The organism is Micromonospora humi, assembly GCF_900090105.1.
Classification (GTDB): Bacteria; Actinomycetota; Actinomycetes; order Mycobacteriales; family Micromonosporaceae; genus Micromonospora; species Micromonospora humi.
Window position 1 is genome coordinate 15,430 of record NZ_FMDM01000026.1, and the last position, 26,528, is coordinate 41,957.

Annotated in this window: 20 protein-coding genes and 2 rRNA genes; 5 read left to right on the forward strand and 17 right to left on the reverse strand. The window is 73.3% G+C overall.

The window, feature by feature from the left end:
- Positions 1-77: 77 nt before the first annotated feature.
- The 9 genes from rpmA to GA0070213_RS30330 all read right to left on the reverse strand — a co-directional run bounded on the left by rpmA (position 78) and on the right by GA0070213_RS30330 (position 11,148).
- Positions 78-332 (reverse strand): 50S ribosomal protein L27, encoded by a 255-nt coding sequence (rpmA, locus tag GA0070213_RS30290; protein WP_091072397.1) that lies wholly within the window; start codon positions 330-332, stop codon positions 78-80.
- An 11-nt stretch (positions 333-343) separates the two neighbouring features.
- Complete coding sequence (rplU, locus tag GA0070213_RS30295) at positions 344-661, reverse strand: 50S ribosomal protein L21 (RefSeq protein WP_091072401.1); 318 nt, start codon at positions 659-661, stop codon at positions 344-346.
- Between the two features lie 188 nt (positions 662-849).
- Entirely contained in the window at positions 850-1,323 is a 474-nt protein-coding gene (locus GA0070213_RS30300) for a hypothetical protein (RefSeq protein WP_091072405.1), read from the reverse strand.
- Between the two features lie 118 nt (positions 1,324-1,441).
- Complete coding sequence (locus GA0070213_RS30305) at positions 1,442-4,570, reverse strand: Rne/Rng family ribonuclease (protein ID WP_091072407.1); 3,129 nt, start codon at positions 4,568-4,570, stop codon at positions 1,442-1,444.
- Between the two features lie 131 nt (positions 4,571-4,701).
- The gene (locus GA0070213_RS30310; RefSeq protein ID WP_091072481.1) at positions 4,702-5,421 is read right to left on the reverse strand and encodes a TIGR03936 family radical SAM-associated protein; all 720 of its coding nucleotides are present in this window, start codon (positions 5,419-5,421) and stop codon (positions 4,702-4,704) included.
- A gap of 223 nt (positions 5,422-5,644) precedes the next feature.
- Positions 5,645-7,063: a type VII secretion-associated serine protease mycosin gene (mycP, locus tag GA0070213_RS30315; protein WP_091072413.1), complete on the reverse strand. Its 1,419-nt coding sequence runs from the start codon at positions 7,061-7,063 to the stop codon at positions 5,645-5,647.
- Between the two features lie 10 nt (positions 7,064-7,073).
- Complete coding sequence (locus GA0070213_RS30320) at positions 7,074-8,549, reverse strand: hypothetical protein (protein WP_091072419.1); 1,476 nt, start codon at positions 8,547-8,549, stop codon at positions 7,074-7,076.
- 13 nt (positions 8,550-8,562) lie between these two features.
- The gene (locus GA0070213_RS30325; RefSeq protein WP_091072423.1) at positions 8,563-9,000 is read right to left on the reverse strand and encodes a hypothetical protein; all 438 of its coding nucleotides are present in this window, start codon (positions 8,998-9,000) and stop codon (positions 8,563-8,565) included.
- Between the two features lie 162 nt (positions 9,001-9,162).
- Positions 9,163-11,148, reverse strand: a complete 1,986-nt coding sequence (locus GA0070213_RS30330) for a TIGR03960 family B12-binding radical SAM protein (protein WP_091072426.1) — start codon at positions 11,146-11,148, stop codon at positions 9,163-9,165.
- A gap of 213 nt (positions 11,149-11,361) precedes the next feature.
- Between GA0070213_RS30330 and GA0070213_RS32405 the strand changes: the two genes are divergently transcribed.
- Positions 11,362-13,326, forward strand: a complete 1,965-nt coding sequence (locus GA0070213_RS32405; RefSeq protein WP_091072429.1) for a hypothetical protein — start codon at positions 11,362-11,364, stop codon at positions 13,324-13,326.
- A gap of 9 nt (positions 13,327-13,335) precedes the next feature.
- Here the strand turns inward: GA0070213_RS32405 and GA0070213_RS30340 are convergent, their stop codons facing one another.
- Positions 13,336-14,016, reverse strand: a complete 681-nt coding sequence (locus GA0070213_RS30340) for a lysophospholipid acyltransferase family protein (protein WP_091072432.1) — start codon at positions 14,014-14,016, stop codon at positions 13,336-13,338.
- Positions 14,017-14,169: 153 nt separating this feature from the next.
- Entirely contained in the window at positions 14,170-17,310 is a 3,141-nt protein-coding gene (gene ileS, locus GA0070213_RS30345; protein ID WP_091072435.1) for an isoleucine--tRNA ligase, read from the reverse strand.
- A gap of 424 nt (positions 17,311-17,734) precedes the next feature.
- On the opposite strand from ileS, the gene GA0070213_RS30350 reads away from it, so the two are divergent.
- Positions 17,735-18,175 (forward strand): carboxymuconolactone decarboxylase family protein, encoded by a 441-nt coding sequence (locus tag GA0070213_RS30350; protein WP_091072439.1) that lies wholly within the window; start codon positions 17,735-17,737, stop codon positions 18,173-18,175.
- Positions 18,172-19,137 carry an RNA polymerase sigma factor SigJ gene (gene sigJ / locus GA0070213_RS30355; RefSeq protein WP_245716625.1) on the forward strand — a complete coding sequence of 322 codons (966 nt, stop codon included), beginning with the start codon at positions 18,172-18,174 and terminating at the stop codon, positions 19,135-19,137. Before GA0070213_RS30350 ends, sigJ begins: the two co-directional genes overlap by 4 nt.
- Here the strand turns inward: sigJ and ndk are convergent.
- Positions 19,109-19,534: a nucleoside-diphosphate kinase gene (gene ndk, locus GA0070213_RS30360; RefSeq protein WP_091072442.1), complete on the reverse strand. Its 426-nt coding sequence runs from the start codon at positions 19,532-19,534 to the stop codon at positions 19,109-19,111. The genes sigJ and ndk overlap by 29 nt on opposite strands.
- 145 nt (positions 19,535-19,679) lie before the next feature.
- Here ndk and GA0070213_RS30365 point away from each other — a divergent pair, with 145 nt between their 5' ends.
- On the forward strand, positions 19,680-20,933 hold the full coding sequence (locus GA0070213_RS30365; protein ID WP_091072447.1) for a VOC family protein: 1,254 nt from the start codon (positions 19,680-19,682) through the stop codon (positions 20,931-20,933).
- A gap of 69 nt (positions 20,934-21,002) precedes the next feature.
- Here the strand turns inward: GA0070213_RS30365 and GA0070213_RS30370 are convergent, their stop codons facing one another.
- The 3 genes from GA0070213_RS30370 to GA0070213_RS30380 are packed head-to-tail and all read right to left on the reverse strand — an operon-like array spanning position 21,003 to position 25,404.
- The gene (locus GA0070213_RS30370; protein ID WP_091072450.1) at positions 21,003-21,452 is read right to left on the reverse strand and encodes a DUF4233 domain-containing protein; all 450 of its coding nucleotides are present in this window, start codon (positions 21,450-21,452) and stop codon (positions 21,003-21,005) included.
- Positions 21,449-22,789, reverse strand: a complete 1,341-nt coding sequence (locus GA0070213_RS30375; RefSeq protein WP_091072454.1) for a bifunctional folylpolyglutamate synthase/dihydrofolate synthase — start codon at positions 22,787-22,789, stop codon at positions 21,449-21,451. The genes GA0070213_RS30370 and GA0070213_RS30375 overlap by 4 nt, the downstream gene beginning before the upstream one ends.
- Positions 22,786-25,404 (reverse strand): valine--tRNA ligase, encoded by a 2,619-nt coding sequence (locus GA0070213_RS30380; protein WP_091072457.1) that lies wholly within the window; start codon positions 25,402-25,404, stop codon positions 22,786-22,788. Before GA0070213_RS30380 ends, GA0070213_RS30375 begins: the two co-directional genes overlap by 4 nt.
- A gap of 69 nt (positions 25,405-25,473) precedes the next feature.
- On the opposite strand from GA0070213_RS30380, the gene GA0070213_RS30385 reads away from it, so the two are divergent.
- The gene (locus GA0070213_RS30385) at positions 25,474-26,151 is read left to right on the forward strand and encodes a hypothetical protein (protein WP_091072461.1); all 678 of its coding nucleotides are present in this window, start codon (positions 25,474-25,476) and stop codon (positions 26,149-26,151) included.
- A 66-nt stretch (positions 26,152-26,217) separates the two neighbouring features.
- On the opposite strand, the gene rrf is transcribed toward GA0070213_RS30385, so the two are convergent.
- Positions 26,218-26,334, reverse strand: a 5S ribosomal RNA gene (rrf, locus tag GA0070213_RS30390).
- Positions 26,335-26,418: 84 nt separating this feature from the next.
- Positions 26,419-26,528 (reverse strand): 23S ribosomal RNA (locus tag GA0070213_RS30395); the annotation flags it as partial.

Sequence of the window (26,528 nt, forward strand, 5' to 3'; positions counted from 1 at the left end):
CCAGCGGGGTACCGCCCCGCGCGTGGAAAGGCGAAGCGGGCCGGGACCCGAGGTCCGCGGCCCGCTTCGCCTTCGAACTACTGCTGCGGCACGATGCTGACGGTCTTGCGACCGCGCTTGGTGCCGAACTGCACCGAACCGGCCGACAGCGCGAACAGCGTGTCGTCGCCGCCACGGCCGACCAGGTCACCGGGGTGGAACTTGGTGCCACGCTGACGGATGAGGATCTCACCCGCGCTGACGACCTGACCACCGAAGCGCTTCACGCCGAGCCGCTGGGCCGCGGAGTCACGGCCGTTACGCGAGCTGGACGCACCCTTTTTGTGAGCCATTGGAGGACGACCTACTTCCCGCTGTTGGAGATGCCGGTCACCTTGATCTGGGTCAGCGGCTGACGGTGACCCTGACGCTTGTGGTAGCCGGTCTTGTTCTTGAACTTGTGGATCCGGATCTTCGGGCCCTTGGTGTGCGCGGCGATCTCGCCGGACACCGCGACCTTCGCGAGCTTCGCCGCGTCGGTCACCAGGTCGTCACCGTCGACGAGGAGCACCGCGGTGAGCTTCACCGCGTCACCGGGGGCACCGGTGAGCTTCTCGACCTCGATCACGTCGCCCTCGGCGACCTTGTACTGCTTGCCGCCGGTCTTGACGATCGCGTACATCGGAGGCGGACTCCCTGTCGTTGAGGCTGCTGACGTCTTTTCCCACCGTCACCGGCGGGTCGTTCCCACGGCGTCTCGCCGGGAGCCGTGACACCGGCGGCGCGGGCACGCGGGAACTAGGCACACCAAAGTGCGCCGCAGGCAAGCGTACGCCATAGGAGGCCCGCCACCCAAACCGGGCCCGCCGGTCAGGCCGGACAGAGCTGGTCGAGGCGCTGCTGGAGCCGGTCGAACTCCGTCTCGTCGATCGCCCGCACGTCGGTGCCGAGCCCGGCGACCTCGGTGGCCAGGTCCGCCAGGAGCGTCCGCAGACCCGGATCCGTGGCCTTCCGGGACTGCTCCCGCAGCACGTCCCGCCAGCCCGCCAGGGCGGCCTCCGCGTCCCGCTGGGCGGACTTCTCCGCGCTCCGGTCACCGGTCGCGCCGGACCGCAGCATCTCCGCCAGCTTCGCCACGTACGTCTGCACGGCCGCCGAACCGGACTGCTTCGCCCGGGCGCAGACGCCCGCGTCGCCGGTGGCGGTCGGGGCCGGGGTGGGCGACGTGGCGGCCGGGGCCGGTGAGGCGAAGCCCACCGCGAACGGATCGTCGCCCCGGTCGGCGCAGCCCGACCCGGCCAGCAGCAGTCCGGCCAGCGCGGTGACCGCGAACACCCGACGCATGTCTCCTCCCTCCGGGACGTGCCGCCCCGACCGGGGGTAGACGGGAAACGGCAGGGCCCCTGCTCGGCACTCTGTTGCCGGAGCGGGGGCCCTGTCAAACGCCACGCAGGTCAGCGGCTCACGGCCGGGTACGCCGCCGGGCGCCGCCACGCCGGGAGCGCCGCCGCGGGGTGCCACCGTCGCCGCCCTCGTCGTCGGTCTCGCCGTCACCGATCGCGTCCGGGTCGTCGGAGGCCGCCAGCCGGGCCGAGTCGCCCTCCTGGCTGTCCGCGACCGCCGGGGCGGCCGGCGTGTCGGCGGCGAACCGGGACAGGTCGTAGCCCTGGGTGTCGTAGTAGTCGTCGTCGGGGGCCTCGACCACCTCGGCGACGGTCCGCTCCGGCTCGGCCGCGGCCGGCGGCTCCGGCGCGGTCTCCGCGGCGGTCTTCTCCGCGGCGGCCTTGCGACCCCGGCGGCGGCCCTTCTCCTCGGCCGGCGCGACCGCCGAGGCGACCGCCTTGACCTTCTCCCCCGCGCCGCCGCCGCGCGGCTTCTCCGGCACCGGCTCGGTGTGGATGACGACGCCCCGGCCCTTGCAGCACTCGCAGGTCTCGCTGAACGCCTCCAGCAGGCCCGCGCCGATCCGCTTGCGGGTCATCTGCACCAGGCCGAGCGAGGTGATCTCGGTGACCTGGTGCTTGGTGCGGTCCCGCCCCAGGCACTCGGTGAGCCGGCGCAGCACCAGCTCCCGGTTCGACTCCAGCACCATGTCGATGAAGTCGATCACCACGATGCCACCGAGGTCGCGCAGCCGGAGCTGGCGCACGATCTCCTCGGCCGCCTCCAGGTTGTTCCGGGTGACCGTCTCCTCCAGGTTGCCGCCGGAGCCGGTGTACTTGCCGGTGTTGACGTCGACGACGGTCATCGCCTCGGTCCGGTCGATCACCAGCGAGCCGCCCGAGGGCAGGAAGACCTTCCGGTCCAGCCCCTTGAGGATCTGCTCGTCGATCCGGTGCTCGGCGAACACGTCGGTGAGACCGGCGTGCCGGCGCAGCCGCGCGACCAGGTCCGGCGAGACGTGCGACAGGTACGACTCGACCACGTCGTACGCGGACTCGCCCTCGATGACCAGCTCGCGGAAGTCCTCGTTGAAGAGGTCCCGGACCACCCGGATGACCAGGTCCGGCTCCTCGTACAGCAGCACCGGGGCGCCGCCGGAGGCCGCCTTGGCCTGGATGTCCTCCCACTGCGCCTGGAGCCGCTTGACGTCGCGGGCCAACTCGTCCTCGCTGGCGCCCTCGGCCGCGGTCCGGACGATCACCCCGGCGCCGTCCGGCACCAGCTTCTTGAGGATGTCCCGCAGCCGCTTGCGCTCGGTGTCCGGCAGCTTGCGGCTGATCCCGGAGGCGTTGCCGTTGGGCACGTAGACCAGGTGCCGGCCGGAGAGCGCGACGTGGCTGGTCAGCCGCGCGCCCTTGTGCCCGATCGGGTCCTTGGTGACCTGCACCAGCACCGGGTCGCCGGAGCGCAACGCCTGCTCGATCGAGCGGGCCCGCCCCTCCAGCCCGGTGGCGTCCCAGTTGACCTCGCCGGCGTAGAGCACGGCGTTGCGGCCGCGCCCGATGTCGACGAAGGCCGCCTCCATGCTGGGCAGGACGTTCTGCACCTTGCCCAGGTAGACGTTGCCGGCCATGGTGCCGGACGAGTTGCGGGTCACGTAGTGCTCGACCAGCACGCCGTCCTCGAGCACCGCGATCTGGGTACGGTCGCCGCGCTGGCGGACGACCATCGTCCGGTCGACCGCCTCGCGGCGGGCCAGGAACTCCGACTCGCTCAGGATCGGCGGCCGGGTACGCCGCTGCTCCCGGCCGTCCCGGCGGCGCTGCCGCTTGGCCTCCAGCCGGGTCGAGCCGGAGACGCCCTGCACCTCGTCGACGGCCTTGCGCGGCTCACGGATCTTGACGACGGTGGGCACGCCGTCCTCGGTGGCGGTCTCCGCCTCGCCCGCGCCCCGACGGCGGCGGCGACGGCGACGACGGGTCATCCCCTCGCCCTCGGTGTCCTCGTCCTCGGCGGTCTCCTCGGCCTCGGCGTCGGACGCCTCCGCCGTACCGGACTCGTCGTCCTCCGCCTCGTCGGCGCCACCCTTGCCCCGGCCCCGACCGCGGCGACCGCGGCGACGCCGCCGCCGGCCCTCGGCCGTGTCGTCGTCGTCCTCCTCGGCCTCGACGGTCTCCGCGGCCTCGGCGGTCGGCTCCTCCTCGACGGCCTCGGCCTCCACCTCGGCCGGCTCGGGCTCGCGACGGGCGCGGCGACGGCGCCGGCCGGTCTCGACCGGCTCCTCCTCCACCGCCTCCTCGGCGACCGGGTAGCTGACCCGGACGTCCGGGACCTCCTCGGGCTGCGGGGGCATGAACAGGACGGTCGGCGCGGAGAGCGCGGCCCGGCGTCGCCGGCCGGTGGTCGGCCGCTCCTCGGCCGCCGCCGGCTCGTCCGCGACACCCGGCACCGCGGCGCCCGTGGACACCGCGCCGGAGTCGTCGGCGAGCCCACCGGCCCGGGCCAGGTCGACGTCATCGGTACGACGGGACGCGGCGTTCTCGGTCCCGGCCCCAGCGGTACGGCGCCGCGTACGGCGCGCCGGCGCGACGGCTTCGCCCGGGGTGGGCTCGTCGACGGCGTCCTCGCCCACCGCGTCGGCGTCGGCGTCCTCGTCGAGCGGCGCACGGCCCTCGGCGATCTCGCCCGCGCCACCGGGCAGCGAGACCGGCCCGTCGACCACGGCGTCGGCGGGCGGCTCCACGGCCGGTCCGGCCGCCTCGGCGGGCGCCTCGGTCGGCGACTCGGCGACCGGGATCGCCTCGGCCGGCGGGGTGGCCTTGCGGCGGCGGGTCCGGGTCACCTTGACCGGCGGCACCACCTCGTCCGAGGTGGCCTCCACCCCGGCGGCGGCCACCGGCTCCTCGACCGCCTTCGCCGGGGTCGCCTTACGCCGCCGTCGGGTGGTCTTGGGCGCGGCGTCCAACTCCCCCGCCACCGGCGCGAACACCTCGGCCTGCGGCGACTCCGCGCTGCCGGTGGCCACGGCGGGCGCCTCGACCGGGGCGTCGGTCTGCTCCGGCTGGTTGAGCGGGGCCGCCTTGCGGCGGCTGGCCCGCTTGCGGGCCGGAGGCTTCGCCTCGGCGGCGCCGGCGGTGCTGTCGGTGGCGGTAGCGTCGGCCGGCTCCGCGCCGGTCCGTTCGCCGCCCTCGGGCTCGTTCTCGAGCATGGACGTTCTCCAGTTCTGGCTGCCCCGGGCGCGGTTGAGCGCTGCCACGCAGGGTTGCCGCAAAGGTGTTTCCGCCGGGCGCGCGGGAGCGCGACCGCCGAAGTCTGCCTGCCAGAGCGCTGACCGTCCGGTCAGTGCTCTCCGATGGCTGCCCCGTCGCGATCCGCGTCCAACGGATCGACGATCTCGCCCTGCGCGGTCAGCGTGCCCTGCGCCAGCCGGATCACCTTGGGGGTGACCGGCGGCTCCAGGTCGGCCACCACGCGGAGGCCGGAAAGGACGTCATCGGGTCGCACGGACGGGGTGACCTGCCGCACGACCAGTTCGAGTATCGCACACGGTACGGCCGCCGCTCGGGAAGGCGTCTCAGCCGGGCCCGGTGCATCGATGGCCATCACGGCGCTCCGGGTGTCGAAGGTACGCCGGCCCTGCTTGGTCATCCGCTCGACCTGGATCTCCTCGGCGGCGGTGAAGGCCGCCACCGCGGCCCGGAGCACATCCGGGTCGACCTCGGGCAGCTCGATGCGCCAGCGCGACGCCTCGATCCGGTCGGCCAGGCTGCCGCCGGTGGCCACGACCGCGTCGAGCACGTCGAGCCCGGGCGAGAGCGCGGCGTCCAGGGCCGCCCGGAGCTGTTCCGGGTCGACCGGCTCACGCAGGCCGATCTCGAGGTATTCCGCCTCGCTGGCCACACCGGTCGGCGCCGCCGACGCGTACGAGATCTTGGGGTGCGGGGTGAAACCCTGGGAGAAGGCGATCGGCACGCCGGCCCGGCGCAGCGCGCGTTCGAAGGCCCGGGCGAAGTCCCGGTGCGAGGTGAACCGCAGCGGTCCACGCTTGGCGTACCGGATGCGGACCCGCTGGACGACGGGCGCCTGACCACCCTCGGGTTGAGGCTTTCTGGCGATCGTGAGCTCCTCGGCTGTGCCTGCGTGTCCGCCCCATCCTGGCGCAGCCCCGGGCACCGGTCGCGACCGGGGGCGGCCGGAGCCGGCCGGACGACACCGGCGGTCACGAGGTCGGCAGCGGAATCCGCTTCGCGCCGACTGCCGAACCCGTGACCGACGCGAGCCGTCAGGGGCGGTTGTCGCCCGGCGGGGTGCGGGGTCCCGGAGGCGGCGCGTAGGGGCTCCGGCCCGGTGCGGGCTGCTGCCCCTGGCCGGGAGGCGGGTAGCCGTCCGGCCCGGACGGGTGGTACGGGCCGGACTGGGGGTACGCCCCGGACTGGGGATACGGGCCGGGCGTGGCGTGGCCGGCCGGGACCGGGGGGCCGTGGCCGCCGTCCGCCCGGTCGAGCACGTCGTCCGGAAGCTGCGCCACCCGAGCCAGCTCACGCCGGTGCCGGCGCCGGTTCCAGATCAGGAACACCACCAGTGCCAGCAGCACCACCAGCGCCACCGCGATGCCGATGCCGATCACCATGACCTGCTGGTCGGTCGGGCCGCCCCGGTCGCCGTACTTGGTCACGTCGAAGTTGTCGTCCTCGGCGGCGGCCGGCGGAGGCGACGCGCCGGGCGAGGCGGGGGCGAGCAGCGGGTTCGCCGACACCGACGGCACGTCGGCGGTGAGCGCCGCCACCGGATCGATCAGGCCGAAGCCGAACCGCGGGTCACGACCGGGCGCGCCGGCGTCCCGGGCGGTACGGATGATCCGGTTGATCACGTCGGGCGCGGAGAGCTTCGGGTATTTCGAGCGGATCAACGCCGCCACGCCGGAGACGATGGCGCTGGAGTCGGAGGTGCCGTCACCCCAGCCGTAGCCGTGGCCGGGGCCGGCGTTGTAGATGCCGTCCGCCGGCGCGGCGACCACCGCCTCCGGCCCCTGGGCGGAGCCGGACCAGAAGCCGCCGCCACGGGTGGTGCCGGTCACCGCGATCACGCCCGGAATCCTGGCCGGCGAGGCGATGTCCACGTCGCCCGCCTTGAGGTTGCCGGCCGAGGCCACCACGACGACGTCGCGCTCCAGCGCGTACCGGATGGCCTCCTCCTCGTCCGGATCCGGCGCGCCGGCATGGCCGAAGGAGAGATTGAGCACCTTCGCGCCACCGTCCACGGCCATCCGGATGCCCCGGGCGGAAGCGCCGTCCGGGATGGTCCCGGGACCCGGCTCCTGCTTGATGGGGAGGATTCGGGCGCCCGGCGCGATGCCGTCCACCCCGTCGCCGACCTTGGCCGCCGCGATGATGCCGGCCATGTGGGTGCCGTGGCCGTGCGGGTCCTCCCGGCCGTCGCCCTTGGCGCCGTAGCTACGGTCGCCGGGCAGCACCCGACCGCGCAGCGCGGGATGCGTCGCGTCGACGCCGGTGTCCACCACGCCGACCAGCACGCCTCGCCCGGTGGAGATCTGATGCACCCGGTCGATGCGCAACTCGTCCAGGTACCACTGCTCGGCCCGGCGCGGCGCGGCGGTCACCGGCTGCACGGCCCCCAGCACCATCAGCCCGGCCGTCAGCCCCGCCGCCACCGGCCGAAGCGCGCCGACGTACTTCCTCATCCGTCCGTCCTCATCGCAGGATGCCCGGGGACGCACCGTCACCGGCACCCCACGGATCGTCGTCCTCAGTCAACCACGACGAGTGCTCGCCACCGCCGCCGCCGTGCCCGGCGCCACCGTGACCGCCCATCATGCCGCCGCCCATCATGCCCCCGGCCGTGCCGCCGCGCGGGCCGCCGAGGCCCGCACCCGCGCCGCCGGCGCCGGCCGCGCCGCGCACCGCGTTGGCCGCGCTGGTCAGCGGCGGGACCTTGCCGTTGCCGCCACCGACCATGCCGGGCAGCGCGCCCACACCCATGCCGCCGGCCGCACCCAGGCCACCGCCGCCCAGGCCGCCGGCGGAACCCAGCCCGGCGCCGCCACCGCCGCCGAGACCGGCCCCGCCACCTCCGACCGTGCTCAGGCCGCCGCCACCGCCGCCGAATCCGCTGCCCGGCCCGCCCGCGCCGGCCAGGCCGCTGCCGTAGTCGTGGCCGAGCGAGCCCGGCGCGCCGGCCCCGGTGACCGGCGGGACGTGGGTACCGGCACCGCCGGGGCGGCCGCCGAGGTCCGGGCCGCCAGTGGTGGGCGGCGGCGTGAACGACCCGCCGTCGTACGAGCCACCGCCACCGCCACCACCGCCGCCGATGCCGGTGCTGCCCAGCGACGGCATCTTGCCGCCACCACCACCGCCACCACCGCCCCCGGGCAGTTTGGTGTCGGGCACGCCGGAGGGCGGGACGCGGTTGTCGGGCGTGAAGCCGTCGCGCTCGTTCCCGGGCAAGTCCGTGGGCGGGGGCTGGGGCACGGCCAGCTTGGGACGCTCGGTCTCCACCGCGACCGGCAGCGGCGACATCGCCTTGTTGGCCGCCACCTGGTTGTCCCGGTACCAGTTGTCCAGATGCGACTTCGTGTCCCACCAGCCGCCGCGCTTCTGGTCGCTGGCGTTGCCGTCGACCTTCATCGTCGCCTCGAGGTCGTCCGCCTTGTCGCGGAACGCGCCGTCGGCGTACAGCTCCGGGTGCTGCCCGTAGTCCCGGCGCAGGGAGGCGAGGAAACCTGACTGGCTCTCACCGTCGCGGGCGTCGTCCAGCTCGGTGCCGCCGGGCAGGCTCCACTCGTTCCAGCCGAAGTCGTCCATCAGCGGGATCGGGATACTGGCCACAGCCGTGCGGATGTCGCCCTCGATCCGCGACAACGCGCCGCTGACGCCGCTGGCGTGCGTGATCAGGTCCTCGATGTCCTTGCCGATGCCGTTCAGGTGCTCGCGGTACGCGTCACCGCCGCTGCCCTTCCAACCGGCCAGCAGCCCGGGCAGGCCGCCACTGTGCGGGCGTTCCTGGCCGGACGCGATCGGGCCGACGAACGAGCGCCCGACCAGCGAGTCCCGCAGGTAGCCGAGCGCGGTGGAGAGGTTGCTCCAGCCCGCACCCACGGACCCGACGGTCTCCGGGTCCGCGGACAGCGTCACCTCGCGCACCGCGCGCTCCCAGGTGCCTCCAGCCATGACCGTCTCCCCCTCAGGCCGTGTACGGGTAGGTGGGCTGCTGCCCGGCCTGCGGCGGCGGCGCCGCCGACTCCAGCAGCCGCTCGATCTGCTTGCCGTTGGCCGCGTTGCGGGCCTCCGCGTCGCGGAACGCCTTCGCGATGTCCTCGGTGCCCTTCTTCAGCCCGGCCAACTTCTGGGAGATGGCCTTGAGGTGGGCCTCCATGTTGGCCGTCGACCTGGTCAACGCCGCCCACTGCATCCGGGCGTCCTCGTACGCACCGAACGGGGTGCCGTTCGGCACCGCGGACGCGTTGGCGCTGTCGCCCTTCATCCGCTCCTTGATGCGTTCCATCTCGTAGCCGATGGTGTCGTCGACGTACTGCTTGAGGCGCTCGACGTAGTCGGCCGCGGCGTCCAGGTCCTCGACGCTGACGTGCAGATCGCCGGTGTCCGGCGGCGTGATGCCCATGCTGTCCTCCCCGCTACCGGCCCCCGGCCGGTCCAATACGGACGCAGCGTATCGAGGAAGCACCACTCGGGGCACCCCCGCCCCGGTGAGCGGGCGGTCAGCGCGAAACGCGACGGAGCGCGGGAACCCCGAGGGTTCCCGCGCTCCGTCGGACGTGTCGGCTCAGCCCTGGGCGGCGGCCGGCTGCTTCAACCCGCCCACGGGCGTCAACGGCAGCAGCTTCCGGCCGGTCGGGCCGATCTGGATCTCGGTGTCCATGGACGGGCAGACGCCGCAGTCGAAACAGGGCGTCCAGCGGCAGTCGTCCTGCTCGTACTCCGACAGCGAGTCCTGCCAGTCCTGCCAGAGCCAGTCCTTGTCCAGGCCGGAGTCGAGGTGGTCCCACGGCAGGACCTCCAGTTCCTCCCGCTGGCGGGTGGTGTACCAGTCGAGGTCCACCCCGAAGGTCGGCAACACCTCGGCGGCGGCCTCCACCCAGCGCTGGTAGGAGAAGTGCTCGCTCCAGCCGTCGAACCGGCCGCCGTTCTCCCAGACCTTGCGGATCACCGCGCCGACCCGGCGGTCACCGCGGGACAGCAGGCCCTCGATCAGCGACGGCTCGCCGTCGTGGTAGCGGAAGCCGATCGCCCGGCCCAGCGAACGGTCGCTGTTGATCGCCTGCTTGAGCAGCTTGAGCCGGTTGTCGATGACCTCCGGCGAGGACATCGAGGCCCACTGGAACGGGGTGTGCGGCTTCGGCACGAACCCGCCGATGGAGACCGTGCAGCGGATGTCCTTCGACCCGGTGGCCGCGCGCCCGGCCCGGATCACCTCGTGCGCCATGTCGGCGATCTCGAGGACGTCGTCGTCGGTCTCGGTGGGCAGGCCGCACATGAAGTAGAGCTTCACCTGCCGCCAGCCGTTGGTGTACGCGGTGACCACGGTGCGGATCAGGTCTTCCTTCGACACCATCTTGTTGATGACCTTGCGGATGCGCTCCGAGCCGCCCTCGGGGGCGAAGGTCAGACCGGTCCGGCGCCCGTTGCGGGACAGCTCCTGCGCGAGGTCGATGTTGAACGCGTCCACCCGGGTCGACGGCAGCGAGAGCGACACGTTGGTGCCCTCGTACTGCTCGGCCAGGCCGGAGCACATGTCGCCGATCTCCGAGTGGTCGGCCGACGACAGCGACAGCAGGCCCACCTCGTGGAAGCCGGAGAACTCCAGACCCTGCTGCACCATCTGGCCGACGGTGGTGATCGAGCGCTCACGCACCGGGCGGGTGATCATGCCGGCCTGGCAGAACCGGCAGCCCCGGGTGCAGCCCCGGAAGATCTCCACCGCGTACCGCTCGTGGACCGTCTCGGCGAGCGGGACCAGGGGCTTCTTCGGGTACGGCCAGGCGTCCAGGTCCATCGTCGTGCGCTTGTGCACCCGGAACGGCACGTCCGGACGGTTGGGCACGACCCGCTGGATCCGGCCGTCGGGCAGGTAGTCGACGTCGTAGAAGCGCGGCACGTAGACGCTCTCGGTGCGGGCCAGCCGCAGCAGCAGCTCGTCCCGGCCGCCCGGCGCGCCCTCGGCCTTCCACTCCCGGACGATGGTGGTGATCTCCAGCACCGCCTCCTCGCCGTCACCGAGCACCGCGGCGTCGACGAAGTCGGCGATCGGCTCCGGGTTGAACGCGGCGTGCCCACCGGCCACGATCACCGGGTCGGCCCCGGTGCGGTCGGCGGCGAGCAGCGGAATGCCGGCCAGGTCGATCGCGGCGAGCAGATTGGTGTAGCCCAGCTCGGTGGAGAACGAGACGCCGAACACGTCGAAGTCGCGCACCGGGCGGTGCGCGTCGACGGTGAACTGCGGCACGCCGTGCTCACGCATCAGGCGCTCCAGGTCGGGCCAGACCGCGTACGTGCGCTCGGCGAGCACGTCGGGCAGCTCGTTGAGCACCTCGTAGAGGATCTGCACGCCCTGGTTGGGCAGCCCCACCTCGTACGCGTCCGGATACATCAGCGCCCACCGGACGGTCGCCGCGTCCCAGTCCTTGACCACCGCGCCCAACTCCCCACCCACGTACTGGATGGGTTTGGTCACCTGCGGCAGCAACGGCTCCAGCCGGGGCCACACCGAGTTGGCGGCCGGGGGACGTGGGGTCGTGGACGGGGCACTCATGATGCCCAAGGGTACGCGGTGCCCCGGCTCACCCTCCCCCACCGGCACCTTTTCCGCGCCACGTCCCCGGTGACCAAGGAGCCGGCGCGCCGATCCGGCCCCCGAACTCCTTGGTCACGAGCCCGACGGGACCCGGAGCGGTGGAGTCGACGATTCGTGGACAGTGGCGGGGCGGTACTAACCTCGCAACGGGCGCGAGAGGAGATTGCCGCGATGTCGCAGCCGCAGCCGGGGGCGGGCCGGCCGGCCGACGGGGCCGAGGGGCCAGCCGTCACCGAGCCGTCGACCGCCGTACCGGCACCTGCCGACGCCGGGGCCGCCACGCCGCCGTCCGGGCCCGCCGAGCGCGCCGACGGCAGCGCCGAGGGCGGCCCGGCCGCCTCCGGTCCCGCCGACGATCCGGCCGCCCCGGCGGCCGGAGAACCGGACACTCCGGCCGGCACCGCCCCGACCGACGCCGCCGCGGCGGACGCCGTCCGGGCCGACGCCGCCCCGACCGACTCTGCCCGGACCGACGCCGCCCGGACCGACACCGACCTGACCGGCACGGACGTGGCCGATGCGGCACCGGCCGACGCCGTCCCCGGAGACGCCGCCCCGGCTGACGCCGTCGCGCCGCCCTCCGCCCGGGACACGCCCGCGGAGGGAGAGGCGCCACCGACCGGCACCGGGCCGGAGGCGGCCGGGCCACCCACGGAGGACGAGGCGCCACCGACCGGCGCCGGGCCGGGGGCCGCCGGGACGTCCGGGGCGAACAGCGGGCACGTCCCGCCGGAGCGGGACGACGCCGGAACCGGGCAGCCGACCTCCGATCCCGACCCCGACGCCACCCCGGCCACACCGGCCCGAGCCCGGGGCACCGCCGCCGTGCCCGGCCGCGTCCCGTCGACCCCGCGCACCCCCGACCCCACCCGGATCGAGGACCGCCCGGCCCCGCGTACCCCCGACCCCACCCGGATCGAGGACGATCCGGCCCCGCGCCCGCCCGACCCCTCCCGGCTCGAGGACCGTCCGGCCCCGCGCACCCCGGACGCCACCCGGGTCGAGGGTGGTCCGGCACCCGCCGCGGCCGGGACCGGACCGGATCCCACCCGGGTGGAGAACGCGTCACCGCCGACCCGCGTCGAGCCGGTCACCCCCCGCTGGAGCGGTTCCGCCCCGGTCCCACCCCCGCCGCCGCGCCGTCGCGGTTGGGGCGAGTCCGCCGAGCCCACGCCGGTCCCGCCGATCGAATCGCCCGAGCACGCCACCCCGGTGGATCCCTGGGCCGGGGTGGACACCACCGGCTGGAACCTTCCGTCGGCCGAGCTGCCGTCGTTGCCGGCGACGATGCCCTACACCGCGCCGTGGCCGACCCACCCGGCGCCGCATCCGGCCCCGCCGCCGGCCGCGCGGCCGGTCTCGCCGCCGGCGCACACCCCGCCCTACCCGGCCCCGCCGGCCGCCGGCCCGGTGTCGCCGCCGTACCCCGGCCCGGCCGCCGCCCGCCCGGTCTCGCCCCCGCCGGCCCGGGTCGTCCCGGCCAAGCCGCCGAAGCAGGCCCGGCCGCCGAAGCAGCGCCGGGGCCAGACCGCACCGCCGCCCGGGTGGCAGGCGCCCAAGGGGTACGTCCCGGTGCCGGTCCGCCGCCGGCGCCGCTGGCCCTGGGTGCTGCTGCTCAGCGTGGCGTGCTGTTGCGGCGTCCCGCTGTGGTGGGTCCAGCCGCTCTCCAGCCAGTACCCGGCCAGCGCCACCCTCCCCGACCAACTCGACTCGATGCGGCTGCGCCAGGACCAGAACAGCCAGGCCACGGCCGAGGACCTGAAGAGCCGGGTACGCCAGGCGGACTGGCTCGCCGAGGACACCTTCGCCGGGATCTACGCCACGAACGACGGCAAGCGGGTGACGCTCTTCGGCAGCACCGGTTTCCGGTTCAGCCCGGAGTCCGACGCCGAGGCCGAGCTGAAGCGCCTCACCGGCGACTTCGACCTGCAACCCTCGGTGACAGTGGACACCGGCGTACGCGGCCGGCACGAGCGCTGCGCGGTCGGTCGGGCGGACGGCGACGCGGTGGTGGTGTGCACCTCGGTGGATCACGGCAGCCTCACCACCGGCGTGTTCACCCGACTGTCGGTGGACGACAGCGGCCGGCTGCTGAACGATCTGCGCCAGCAGGTGGTGGTCCCGAAGCAGTCCTGAGCGGGCCGGTCAGGCCGGCGGCTCCTCGCTGCGCTTCGGGGCGTAGCGGGGCACGTACTCCTGGCCGGTGAGCTTCTGGATCTCGGCCATCAGCTCGTCGGTCATGGCCCGCAGCGACGACCGGTCGTCGGGCCGTCCGGTGAAGTCCAGCGGCTTGCCGAACTTGATGGTGATCTTCGCCCGGCCCGGTCGGGGCACCCGGGTCCCGATCGGCTGGGCCTTGTCGGTGCCGGTCACGCCGACCGGGATGATCGGCACGCCGGCGGCGACCGCCAGCCGGGTCGCGCCGGTGCGGCCGCGGTAGAGCCGCCCGTCCGGCGACCGGGTGCCCTCCGGATAGACGGCGACCAGGTCACCGGCCTTGAGCACGGGGATCGCGGCGTCGAACGCGGACAGCGCGGCCCGCCCGCCGCCCCGCTCGACCGGGATGGCGCCCAGCCCGGTGAGCACGAACCTGGAGAAGCCGCCCTTCACCCCGGTGCCGTTGAAGTATTCCGACTTGGCCCAGAACGCCAGGTGCCGCGGGACCACGGTGCCGAGCAGCAGCTCGTCGGCGACGGAGAGGTGGTTGCCCGCGAAGATCGCGCCGCCGGTCGCCGGGATGTGCTCCAACCCCTCCGCGTGCGGCCGGAAGGCCAACCGGAGCGCGGGCGCCACGGTGAGCTTGCCGATGGTGTAGAGCAGGGGCACGGGTCCTCCGGCGGTCGTACGCGAAACAGGCGCTGTCACGGTAGCCGACGCCGCCACCGGAGGCCGAGCGGGTGGCCCGCAGTCCACCCGCTCGGTACGCCCGGTTAAGCGGGGGCCCCTCCTCTACCGAATGCGTTAAGAAGGGGCCCCGCCTTACACGCGGCGGACGGTGACCACCACGCGCTCGCCGTCGCCGACCTCGCCGGCGAAGCCGTCCAGGCCCTCGGCGAAGTCGATGCTGTCGGCCAGCACCTCCCGCGCCACGAAGTCGCGGAACGCGGCGACCGCCGCGCGCACCTCCTCGGAGGCCGACACCGCCACCGTGATCCGGTCGGAGATGTCCAGGTCGGCGTCGCGGCGGGCCTGCTGGACCACCCGGACCACGTCCCGGGCCAGCCCCTCGGCGGCCAGCTCCGGCGTGACAGCGGTGTCCAGCACCACCACGCCGTCGGACAGCGGGGCGGAGTGCTCCGCGTCCGCGGCGACCAGGCGCAGCTCGTACTCGCCCTCGGCGAGGGTGACCCCGGCGGCGACCGGGGCGCCGTCGACGAGTTCCCACTCCCCCGCCTTGACCGCCTTGATCACCTGCTGGACCGCCTTGCCGACGCGCGGGCCGAGCGCCCGCGGCACCACGGTCAGCACCTGCTGGCAGTAGGCGGACACCTCGCCGGTGAGCACGACCTCCTTCACGTTGACCTCGTCGGCGACCAGGTCGGCGAACGGCCGGAGCTGGTCGGCGACGGCCGAGGCCACGGTCAGCTTCGCCAGCGGCAGCCGGACCCGCAGGCCCTTCGCCTTGCGCAGCGACAGCGCGGCCGAGGCGACCGCCCGGACGTTGTCCATCGCGGAGACCAGCTCCTGGTCGGCCGGGAACTCCTGCGCGGACGGCCAGTCGGTCAGGTGCACCGACCGCTCGCCGGTCAGCCCGCGCCAGATCTCCTCGGCGGTCAGCGGCGCCAGCGGCGCCACCACCCGGCAGAGCGTCTCCAGCACGGTCCAGAGCGTGTCGAACGCGTCCGCGTCGCCGGCCCAGAACCGGTCCCGCGAGCGACGCACGTACCAGTTGGTCAGCGCGTCCAGGTAGGACCGGACGGTCGCGCAGGCGCCGGAGATGTCGTAGGCGTCCATCTGCGCGCCGACGGTCGCCACCAGCTCGTTCGTCTTCGCCAGCACGTACCGGTCGAGGACGTTCGTCGAGTCGGTGCGCCGACGCGCGGTGTACCCGTCCGCGTTGGCGTAGAGCGTGAAGAAGTACCAGACGTTCCACAGCGGCAGCAGCACCTGCCGCACCGCGTCCCGGATCAGCGTCTCGGTGACCGCCATGTCGCCGCCGCGCAGCACCGGCGACGACATCAGCATCCACCGCATCGCGTCCGACCCGTAGGAGTCGAAGACGTGGTAGACGTCCGGATAGTTCTTCAGGCTCTTGGACATCTTGCGCCCGTCCGAGCCGAGCAGGATGCCGTGGCTCAGGCAGTTGCGGAACGCCGGCCGGTCGAACAGCGCGGTGGCCAGCACGTGCATGGTGTAGAACCAGCCGCGGGTCTGCCCGATGTACTCGACGATGAAGTCACCCGGGTAGTGGTGCTCGAACCAGTCGCGGTTCTCGAACGGGTAGTGCACCTGGGCGAACGGCATCGAGCCGGACTCGAACCAGCAGTCCAGCACCTCCGGCACCCGGCGCATCATCGCCTTGCCCGTCGGGTCGTCCGGGTTGGGGCGGACCAGGTCGTCCACCGCCGGCCGGTGCAGGTCGGTCAGGCGTACGCCGAAGTCCCGCTCGATCTCGTCCAGCGACCCGTACACGTCGATGCGCGGGTGGTTCGGGTCGTCGGAGCGCCACACCGGGATCGGTGAGCCCCAGAAGCGGTTCCGGCTGATCGACCAGTCCCGGGCGTTGGCCAGCCACTTGCCGAACGAGCCGTCCTTGATGTGCCCGGGCGTCCAGTTGATCTCCTGGTTCAGCTCGACCATCCGGTCCCGGAACGCCGTCACCGCGACGAACCACGACGACACCGCCTTGTAGACCAGCGGCGTGTCGCAGCGCCAGCAGTGCGGGTACGAGTGGGTGTAGACGTCCTGCCGCAGCACCACCCCCCGCTCCTTCAGCTCCCGGATCACCGGCTTGTTCACGTCGAAGACCTGCTCGCCCTGATAGGGCGGCACCAGCGCGGTGAACCGGGTGTGGTCGTCCACGGTGACCACGGTCGGGATGCCGGCCGCGTTGCAGGTGTTCTGGTCGTCCTCGCCGAACGCGGGCGCCAGGTGGACGATCCCGGTGCCGTCCTCGGTGGTGACGAACTCCGCGCCGAGCACCTGGTAGGCGTTCGGGCCGGCCGGCTCGACCAGGAAGTCGTAGAGCGGCGTGTAGCGACGCCCGACCAGGTCCCGGCCGTGCACGGTGCCGACCTGCTGGTAGCCCTCCAGCTCCTTGGCGTACGCGCCGAGCCGCGCCGCGCCGACCACGTACCGCTGGCCGTCGCGCTCCAGCACCGCGTACTCGATGTCCGGGCCGACGGCGAGCGCCAGGTTCGACGGCAGCGTCCACGGGGTGGTGGTCCAGACGCCGAGCCGCACCGGGCCCCGGACGAGTTCCGGCGCGGTCTCGTCGGCGGTCAGCTCGAACCACACCGTCAACGTCGGGTCGTGCCGGTCCCGGTAGACGTCGTCCATCCGGGTCTCGGTGTTCGACAGCGGGGTCTCGCACCGCCAGCAGTAGGCGAGCACCCGGAAGCCCTCGTAGACCAGCCCCTTGTCGTGCAGGGTCTTGAAGGCCCACATGACGCTTTCCATGTAGTCCAGGTCGAGCGTCTTGTAGTCGTTGGCGAAGTCGACCCAGCGGGCCTGCCGGGTGACGTACCGCTCCCAGTCCTGGGTGAACTCCAGCACGCTGGCGCGGCAGGCGTCGTTGAACCGGGCCACGCCGAGGTCGAGGATCTCCGCCTTGGTGGTGATGCCGAGCTGCTTCTCGGCCACCACCTCGGCCGGCAGGCCGTGGCAGTCCCAGCCGAAGCGCCGCTCGACGTGCCGCCCGCGCATGGTCTGGTAGCGCGGCACCACGTCCTTGACGTATCCGGTGAAGAGGTGGCCGTAGTGCGGCAGGCCGTTGGCGAACGGCGGGCCGTCGTAGAAGACGTACTCGTTCTTGCCGTCGTCTCCGGCCGGCCTCGCCTCGACGGAGGCTTCGAAGGTCTTGTCGGCGGTCCAGTGCTCCAGCACCCCGCGCTCGACCGCGGGCAGGTCCGGGCTCGCCGGGACGCCGGCGCCGGTCGGGTCGTGCAACGGATAGGCCATCGGGTGTCGCTCTCCTCGCGCAGCTCACTCGTCGGTGGGTCTGCGAGGACGAACCTCTCCGGGTACGCCGTGCGACGCCCCCGGGCTGGCCCGCGGTACCACCCCGCTTGGCGGTCGAGGTGCGACCGCCCGCTCGTTCGTCGGCTGTGACGGGCCGGACCCGTCCGGTTCTACTGGGCCGGTTGCCCGGCCGTTCTTCCGGAGGCTCGCCGGTGATGGCCGGGTCGACGCCTGTGCGCCCAAGCTTACCCGCCCCACCACCCGCTCCGCCTCCGAGTAAGGAGGGGGCCCCGGTTAACGCCTCCGGTATAGGAAGGGGCCCCGCTTAACACCTCGCGATGACCGGCGTCACACCGGTGCGCCGTCACGCCGGACGGGTCCTGATCCGTCGTGTGCACGTACGGACGACACGAGGGAGGCGGCGATGAGCCGGATCGACATGGCAGCGGTGGCGCCGGAGGCGTACGCGGCGGTGCTCGGGCTGGAGAAGTACATCCGGGGCAACCTGGACCACACCGTGCTGGAGTTGGTGAAGGTGCGGGCGTCGATGCTCAACGGCTGCGCGTTCTGCGTCGACATGCACACCCGGGAGGCGCTGGGGGCCGGCGAGGACAGCCGGCGGCTGTTCGCGGTGGCGGCCTGGCGGGAGGCCCCGTTCTTCGACGAGCGGGAGCGGGCCGCGCTGGCGCTGACCGACGCGGTCACCCGGCTCGGCGAGCACGGCGTGCCCGACGAGGTGTGGGACGCCGCGGCGAAGGTCTGGTCGGAGAAGGAACTGGCCGACCTCGTCGTCGCGATCGCGACAATCAACGTGTGGAACCGGATCGTCATCAGCAGCCGGACCCAGCCGCCGCTCGAGGTGTGACCACCACGTCGGCGGCGGAGGCGGCCGGTGCGCTCACCGCGCACCGGCCGATGCTGCTCGGTCTGGCGTACCGGCTGCTGGGCAGCCTGCACGACGCCGAGGACGTGCTCCAGGAGGCCTACCTGCGCTGGCTCGACGTCGACCGGGAGGCGGTCGCCGAGCCCCGCCGCTACCTGTCCCGGGTGGTGACCCGGCTGGCACTGGACCGGCTGCGCGCCGGGCGGGCCGCCCGGGAGACGTACGTCGGCCCGTGGCTGCCCGAGCCGGTGCCCACCGACCCGTCGCCGTTCGGGCCGCTGGAGACCGTCGAGCTGCGGGAGACGGTCTCCACCGCCCTGCTGCACCTGCTGGAACGGCTCACCCCGCCGGAACGGGCGGTCTACGTGCTGCACACCGCGTTCGCGCTGCCGTACGCCGAGATCGGCGACATCCTGGACCGGTCGGCGGCGGACTGCCGTCAGCTGCACCACCGCGCGACGGCCCGGCTCGCCGAGGAACGGCGGCGTTTCACCGCCGGGCCGGCCGAGCAGCGACGGCTGCTCGACGCCTTCCTCGCCGCCGCCCGCGACGGCGACCTGGTGCGGCTGACCGATCTCGTCGCGGCGGACGCCACCGCCTGGTCCGACGGCGGCGGGCGGATCCGCGCGGCGCGCAACCCGGTGCACGGCGCGGACCGGATCGCCCGATTCTTCGCCGGGGTGTACGGCCGCCGTCGACCCGGTGTGCGGGCCACGCCCATCGAGCTGAACGGCGCGCCGGCACTGCTGCTGAGCTGGCCGTCCGGGGTCCGGTACACCCTCGGCGTCGCCGCCGCCGACGGCCGGATCACCACTCTCTACCTGGTCGGCAACCCCGACAAGTTGACCCGGGTCGGCCGCCGAGCGGACGGCGGCCCCGGTCCCGCGTGGGGAGCCGGGGCCGTCGGGAGGTCGGTCAGCCCAGCTCCGGGAACCAGAGGGTGATCTCGCGCTTGGCGCTGTCGGTCGAGTCGGAGGCGTGCACCAGGTTCTCCCGGTTCGACAGGGACAGGTCACCGCGGATGGTCCCGGCGGCGGCCTTGCGGCCGTCGGTGCTGCCGATCATGCCGCGGACCACCTCGATCACCTGGTCGCCGGAGAGCACCAGCGCCACCAGCGGACCACCGGTCATGAACGTCTTCAGCGGCGGGTAGAACGGCTTGTCGACGTGCTCGGCGTAGTGCTGGTCGGCGAAGTCGCCGTCCATGGTCCGGCTCACCAGCGCGTCGATCCGCAGGCCCTTGCGCTCGAAACGGGACAGGATCTCGCCCACCAGACCACGGCGCACCGCGTCGGGCTTGATCAGTACGAGCGTCCGCTCGTCCGGGCTGCTGCTGGACACGCTGGGTTCCTCCTGTGCACCTAAACCTGGTCGCGCTGGGTACGGTCAGCGTAGCGACCCGGTCCCGGCGCCGGCACGGCGGCTGCGTCTTCCCTGGCCCGCCGCGGCGGCCTAGCCTGACCATGGAACCCCTGGGAGGTCCACTGTGGCGAATGGCGGGAACCGCACCATCGCGCCGGTACGCAAGCTGATCGGCGCGGTGCTGGGCACCGTGGCCGCGTTCGTGACCCTGTTCGGGCTCGGGATGACCAGCTGGGCGATCGTCGCGCTCGGCGTCGCGCTGCTGGTGCTGGCGATCGCCCTGGCCACGGTCCGGGGTGGTGGCCGCACCTGGGTGGTCGGCCTGGGGCACGTGCACAGCGCCTCCGAACCGCCCACCCAGTACGCGTTCGGGCGCTGCGAGCTGCAGCTGGTGATCGACGCCCCGGGCCTGCCACCCCGCTCCAAGAAGATCATCGAGCCGCGGGTGCCGGTCGCCAAGTGGCCCTCGCTCGGTCAGGCGCTGCCCGTCCGGGTGGCGCTCGACGACCAGCGTCACGTCCGGGTGCTCTGGGACGAGGTGCCCACCCACACCGAGAACTCCGCCCCGGTCGCCGACCTGCCGCCGGAGTACGCCGACGCGGACCCGTTCGACGAGACGCTCATCGCGCAGGAGGCCCCGCCGTGGGCCGGCCGCGCCCCGGAGGACGACTTCCTCCGCGACGACTACCCGCCCGCGCCGGATCCGCTGCTCGACGACCTCCCGCCGCGAGCCGAGGAGCGCGAGCCGGTGGTGATGCGCCAGCGGCCCGGCGGCCCGGTCGTGCTGGAGGGGCAGCTGGTCGAGCCGGCACCGGTGGGCCCGCTGCCCCGGCGTGCGCCGACGCCCCGCCCGCCGGCCGAGGACCGGGCCGACGACACCGTGACGGTGGACCCGATCGACGTGCCGCTGGACGCCCCGGAGCGGGACGCGCCGCCCACCCCGCAGGAGTTGGACGAGGCCATCTTCGGTCCGGCCGGCGCCACCGAGGCGGACGAGCTGGCCAGCCCGATCAGCGGGGTCGGGATCACGCTGCTCGTCACCGACCTGGACCGGTCCCTCGACTTCTACCGGGAGCTCGGCTTCGACGAGCTGGACCGGGGCGAGGGCAACGCGGTGCTCGGCTCCGGGCCGACCCGGCTGGTGCTGCGCCGGGTGACCGGCGCCGCGCCGATCAGTCGCCGGCTGGTGCACGTCAACCTGGAGGTGGACGACATCCAGGCGGCGTACGAGCGGCTCCGCGAGTCCGGCGTCCGGTTCACGTACGCCCCACGGGTGGTCAATCGGGGCACCAAGCTGGAGGTGTGGGCCGCCGCGTTCCGCGACCCCGACGGGCACGGTGTCGCGCTGACCCAGTGGCGCTCGCTCGCCGACGCCTGAGGTGCAAGGCGGGGCCCCTTCTTAACGCCTGCGGTAGAGGAAGGGGCCCCGCTTAACAAGAACCGGCGCTCAGCCGAGGATGACCCGGCGCACGTGCCACGCGTACGCCCACACCAGCGCGAAGATCACGCCGAGCACGAGCAGCGACCAGTGCAGCAGCCCGGAGAGCAGCAGCAGGCCCTGCACCACGGTGCCGGCCTGCCAGGCCCAGCCGCGGCGCATCATGCCGGCCAGCACCACGCAGGCCACCGCCAGCGCGACGATCGCCGCGATCGCGGCGCCGCTCAGGTCGCCGCCGACGACCCGGATCGGCTGGATGGCCAGCAGCAGCACCAGCGCCTCCAGCGACAGCGTGCCGGCGCCGAGGCCGCGTACCGCCTTGTCCGGGTTGCGCAGCCCGGACCGGCGGACGCCGCCCGGACCCGCCCCACCCGGCTGCCCCGGGCGCTGCTCCGCACCCGGGCCCGCCTCGCCACCCGGGCCCGGCGGCGTGTCCGGGCGCTGCTCCGGGCCGGTCATCGCTTGAGCAGCCGGCGGGCGTCGGCCACGGTCACCACCGAACCGGTGATCAGCACGCCCACGCCCGACAGCTCGCCCGGCACGTCCGACTCGGCCTCGGCCACCGCCGCCTCGATGGCGTCGGGCATGTCCCGGGCCACCTGCACCCGGTCTGACCCGAAGACCTCCTGCGCCAGCTCGGCCAGCTCGGCAACGGGCATCGCCCGGGGCGAGCTGTTCTCCGCGACCACGATCGTGTCGAGCACCGGTTCGAGTAGGTCGAGCAGCCCGGCCGCGTCCTTGTCACCGAGCACCGCCAGCACGCCGACCAGCTTGCTGAACGCGAACTCCTCCTGGAGCGCGGCCACCGTGGCGGCCATCCCGTGCGGGTTGTGCGCGCCGTCGAGCAGCACCGTCGGGGCGGTCCGCACCCGTTCCAGCCGACCGGGGGAGCTGGTCGCGGCGAAGCCCTCCCGGACCGCCTCGATGTCGAGCTGCCGCCGCGCGCCGGCGCCCAGGAACGCCTCCACCGCGGCCAGCGCCACTGCCGCGTTCTGCGCCTGGTGCGCGCCGTGCAGCGGGATGAAGATCTCCTCGTACACGCCGCCCAGGCCCTGGATGGTGAGCACCTGGCCGCCGACCGCGACCGCCCGGCGCATCACCCCGAACTCGGCGCCCTCGCGGGCGACGGTGGCGTTGACCTCGGCGCAGCGTTCCAGGATCGGCCGGGCCGCCTCCTCCTCCTGCGCCGCCGCGATCACGGTGGCCCCGGGGTGGATGATGCCCGCCTTGTGCAGCGCGATGTCCTCGATCGTGTCGCCGAGCCACTCGGTGTGGTCCAGCCCGATCGGAGTGATCACGGCGACGCCGGCCTGGATCACGTTCGTCGCGTCCTCGGCGCCGCCCAGCCCGACCTCCACCACCGCGACGTCGACCGGGGCGTCGGCGAACGTGGCGAACGCCAGCGCCGTGGTCAGGTCGAAGTAGGTCAACGGCTCGGCGGAGCGCTGGTCGACCAGCTCGGCCAGCGGCGCGATCTCGCGGTACGTCGACACGAACCGCTCCTCGCTCACCGGCTCACCGTCCAGGCTGATCCGCTCCCGGACGGTCTCCAGGTGCGGGCTGGTGTAGCGGCCGGTGTGCAGCCCGAACGCCCGCAGCAGCGAGTCGATCATCCGGGCCGTCGAGGTCTTGCCGTTGGTGCCGGTCAGGTGGATCGACGGGTACGCCCGCTGCGGGCTGCCCAGCAGGTCGAGCAGGCTCTCGATCTTCTCCAGCTCGAAGCGCATCCGGGTGAAGCCGCGCGCGTCGAGCGCGGCCTCCACCTCGGCGAACGCGGGATCGGTACGGTCACTCACGAGTTCAGCGCCCCCAGGGCGGCGTCGATCCGGACCAGATCCGCCTCGGCCACCGCCAGCCGGTCCCGGATCTTCGCGACCACCGGCTCGGGCGCCTTGCCGACGAACGCCGGATTGTCCAGCTTCGCCCGCGCCTGGGTGGCCTCCTTCTCGGCCGCCGCCCGGTCCTTGGCGAGCCGGGCCCGCTCGGCGGCCACGTCGATCGTGCCCCGGGTGTCGAGCGCGACGCTCACCTCGCCGGGCATGGCCAGCGTGGCGCCGGCCTGGAAGTCGTCGCCGGGCGCGTCGAGCCGGGCCAGCGAGCGGACCAGCGGCTCGTGCGCCGCGATGCCCGCGCCGGTCAGGCCGTCGAGCCGGGCGGCGACCCGCTGGGTCGGCCGCAGCCCCTGGTCCGACCGGAACCGTCGGACCTCGGTCACCACCCGCTGGAGCGTGGCGACCTCCGCCTCCGCGGCGTCGTCGATTCCGGTACGGTCGGCGACCGGCCAGGCCGCCGTCAGCACGGTCTCGCCGCCGTTGAGCGCGGTCCACAGCTCGTCGGTGACGAACGGGATCACCGGGTGCAGCAGCCGCAGGAGCTGGTCCAGCACGTGCCCCAGCACCCGCCGGGTGGCCTCCGCCGCCGGCCCGCCCTCGACGAGCACCGGCTTGCTCAGCTCCACGTACCAGTCGCAGACGTCGTCCCAGGCGAAGTGGTAGAGCAGGTCACAGACCTTGGCGAACTCGTACGCCTCGAACTGCTCGTCGACCTCGGCGGTGACGTGCGCCAGCCGGGACAGGATCCACCTGTCGACGGTCGAGAGGCTGCCGGCGTCCGGCAGCGGACCGTCGGCATGCGCGCCGTTGAGCAGCGCGAACCGGGTGGCGTTCCACAGCTTGTTGCAGAAGTTGCGGGAGCCCTGGCACCACTCCTCGCTGACCGGCACGTCCTGGCCGGGGTTGGCGCCCCGGGCCAGCGTGAACCGGGTGGCGTCGGCGCCGAACCGGTCGATCCAGTCCAGCGGGTCCACCACGTTGCCGAACGACTTCGACATCTTCTTGCCGTGCTCGTCGCGGACCATGCCGTGCAGCGCCACCACGTCGAACGGCTGCACGCCGTCCATCGCGTACAGGCCGAACATCATCATCCGGGCGACCCAGAAGAACAGGATGTCGTAGCCGGTGACCAGGACGCTGGTCGGGTAGAACTTCGCCAGGTCCGGCGTCTGCTCCGGCCAGCCGAGGGTGGAGAACGGCCAGAGGCCGCTGGAGAACCAGGTGTCCAGCACGTCCTCGTCCTGCCGCCAGCCCTCGCCGGTCGGCGGCGCCTCGTCCGGGCCGACGCAGACGATCTCGCCGGCCGGGCCGTACCAGACCGGAATGCGGTGGCCCCACCACAGCTGCCGCGAGATGCACCAGTCGTGCATGTTGTCGACCCAGGCGAAGTAGCGCTTGGCCAGCTCGGCCGGCTCGATCTTCACCCGGCCGTCGCGTACCGCGTCGCCGGCCGCCTTGGCCAGCGGCCCGGTGTTGACGAACCACTGCAGCGACAGCCGCGGCTCGACGGTCGTCTTGCACCGCGAGCAGTGCCCCACCGCGTGCAGGTAGGGCCGCTTCTCGGCCACGATCCGGCCCTGCTCGCGCAGCGCCGCCACGATGGCCGGGCGGGCCTCGTAGCGGTCCAGGCCCTGGAACGGTCCGGGCGCGGTGATGACGCCCCGCTCGTCCATGATCGTCAGCGAGGGCAGGTCGTGCCGCTGGCCGATCTCGAAGTCGTTCGGGTCGTGCGCCGGGGTCACCTTGACCATGCCGGTGCCGAAGCTCGGGTCGACGTGCTCGTCGGCGACGATCGGGATCCGCCGGTCGGTGAGCGGCAGCGCCACCTCGGTGCCGATCAGGTGCCGGTAGCGCTCGTCGTCCGGGTGCACCGCGACCGCGGTGTCGCCGAGCATGGTCTCGGCCCGGGTGGTGGCCACCACGACCTCGTCGCCGTAGCGGATCGAGATCAGTTCGCCCTCGTCGTCGGTGTGCTCGACCTCGATGTCGGAGAGCGCGGTGAGGCAGCGCGGGCACCAGTTGATGATCCGGTTGGCCCGGTAGATCAGGCCGTCGTCGAAGAGCTTCTTGAACATGGTCTGCACGGCCCGGGAGAGGCCCTCGTCCATGGTGAAGCGCTCGCGGTCCCAGTCGACGGCGTCGCCGAGCCGGCGCATCTGGCCGAGGATCGCGCCGCCGGACTCGGCCTTCCACCGCCAGACCCGCTCGACGAACTTCTCCCGCCCCAGGTCGTGCCGGGAGAGCCCTTCACCGGCGAGCTGCCGCTCGACCAGGTTCTGGGTGGCGATGCCGGCGTGGTCCATGCCGGGCAGCCACAGCGCCTCGTAACCCTGCATCCGCTTGCGCCGGGTGAGCGCGTCCATCAGCGTGTGCTCGAACGCGTGGCCCATGTGCAGCGAGCCGGTGACGTTGGGCGGCGGGATGACGATGGCGAAGGGCGGCTTGTCGCTCTGCGCCGACGCCCGGAAGTGCCCGCCGGCTACCCACTGCTCGTACCGTCGCTGCTCTACCTCGCCGGGCTGGTACTGGCCGGCAAGGGTCGGGGCGTCGGGGCGTCGGGCATCCAGTCTCTCGGTCACCCTGGAAGTCTACGGAGGGCTTTCGGAGACCCGACGTGCGCCACCGGTGATTCGCGTACGGTGGCGGACATGTCCGACGCGCATCTCACCGAGCGCCCGGTCGACGGGGGCAACGGTCCGGTCGAGTTGACCGACGAACCGATCCGACTCAGCCGCCGCGATCCGGCTCAGGAGTCCGAACGGCAGCCCGTGTCCCGGCGCCGGAAGATCGTGCTGGCCGCAGCCCTTGTGGTGGGTCTCGCCGGCGCCGCCGCGCTCGGCACCGCCGGTTGGCGGGTCTACCAGGAGAAGGACACCCAGCTCAGCCAGCCGTCCGGGGTGGCCGGGCTCACCCGCGACGACAGCGATCGGGCTCGCAGCACCGCCGAGTACCTGCGCGACGGGTTCGCCGCCGACATCGACCTGGACCGCAGCTTCGGCACGGTCTACAGCGACCCGGCGGACGCGAAGCGCTCGGTGTTGCTGTTCGGTGGCACCACGTTGCTCTGGCAGCCCGAGCGAGACCTGGACACCCTGTTCGACCTGATGGCCGACGAGACCGGCAGGGTGGCCGATCTCCGCGAGGTCGACGCCGGTCGCCTGGGCGGCGTGATGAAGTGCGGCCGGACGAGCGGCGACGGCGGCGACTTCGCGGTCTGCGGGTGGGCCGACCACGGAAGTGTCGCGATGGGGATGTTCCCGGGTCGCCCGGTCGACGATGCCGCGGCGCTGTTCCGGCAGATCCGCGAGGGCGTCCAGCGTCGCTGACGCGATTTCCGGGTCCGGACGCAATTCAGGGCCACCCCTGACGGGGTGGCCCTGAATTGAAAGATTGTCCGGCGGTGTCCTACTCTCCCACACCCTCCCGAGTGCAGTACCATCGGCGCTGGAGGGCTTAGCTTCCGGGTTCGGAATGTGACCGGGCGTTTCCCCTCCGCCATGACCGCCGTAACTCTATGAACATGTCAAACACACACACACTTTTCGTGGGGTGTTCGCTGGTTCAGAGTTGCACAGTGGACGCGTAGCAGCTTGGTAGTCAAGTCCTCGGCCTATTAGTACCGGTCAACTGAACCCGTTACCGGGCTTACATTTCCGGCCTATCAACCCAGTCGTCTAGCTGGGGGCCTTACCCCACAATGTGG

Bases quoted from the DNA above. Each gene is read 5' to 3' on its own strand.
- GA0070213_RS30330 (WP_091072426.1), bottom strand. From the start codon at position 11,148: ATGAGTGCCCCGTCCACGACCCCACGTCCCCCGGCCGCCAACTCGGTG.
- rpmA (WP_091072397.1), bottom strand. From the start codon at position 332: ATGGCTCACAAAAAGGGTGCGTCCAGCTCGCGTAACGGCCGTGACTCC.
- GA0070213_RS30350 (WP_091072439.1), top strand. From the start codon at position 17,735: ATGAGCCGGATCGACATGGCAGCGGTGGCGCCGGAGGCGTACGCGGCG.
- GA0070213_RS32405 (WP_091072429.1), top strand. From the start codon at position 11,362: ATGTCGCAGCCGCAGCCGGGGGCGGGCCGGCCGGCCGACGGGGCCGAG.
- GA0070213_RS30325 (WP_091072423.1), bottom strand. From the start codon at position 9,000: ATGGGCATCACGCCGCCGGACACCGGCGATCTGCACGTCAGCGTCGAG.
- mycP (WP_091072413.1), bottom strand. From the start codon at position 7,063: ATGAGGAAGTACGTCGGCGCGCTTCGGCCGGTGGCGGCGGGGCTGACG.
- GA0070213_RS30300 (WP_091072405.1), bottom strand. From the start codon at position 1,323: ATGCGTCGGGTGTTCGCGGTCACCGCGCTGGCCGGACTGCTGCTGGCC.
- GA0070213_RS30305 (WP_091072407.1), bottom strand. From the start codon at position 4,570: ATGCTCGAGAACGAGCCCGAGGGCGGCGAACGGACCGGCGCGGAGCCG.
- GA0070213_RS30370 (WP_091072450.1), bottom strand. From the start codon at position 21,452: ATGACCGGCCCGGAGCAGCGCCCGGACACGCCGCCGGGCCCGGGTGGC.
- GA0070213_RS30385 (WP_091072461.1), top strand. From the start codon at position 25,474: ATGTCCGACGCGCATCTCACCGAGCGCCCGGTCGACGGGGGCAACGGT.
- rplU (WP_091072401.1), bottom strand. From the start codon at position 661: ATGTACGCGATCGTCAAGACCGGCGGCAAGCAGTACAAGGTCGCCGAG.
- ileS (WP_091072435.1), bottom strand. From the start codon at position 17,310: ATGGCCTATCCGTTGCACGACCCGACCGGCGCCGGCGTCCCGGCGAGC.
- GA0070213_RS30320 (WP_091072419.1), bottom strand. From the start codon at position 8,549: ATGGCTGGAGGCACCTGGGAGCGCGCGGTGCGCGAGGTGACGCTGTCC.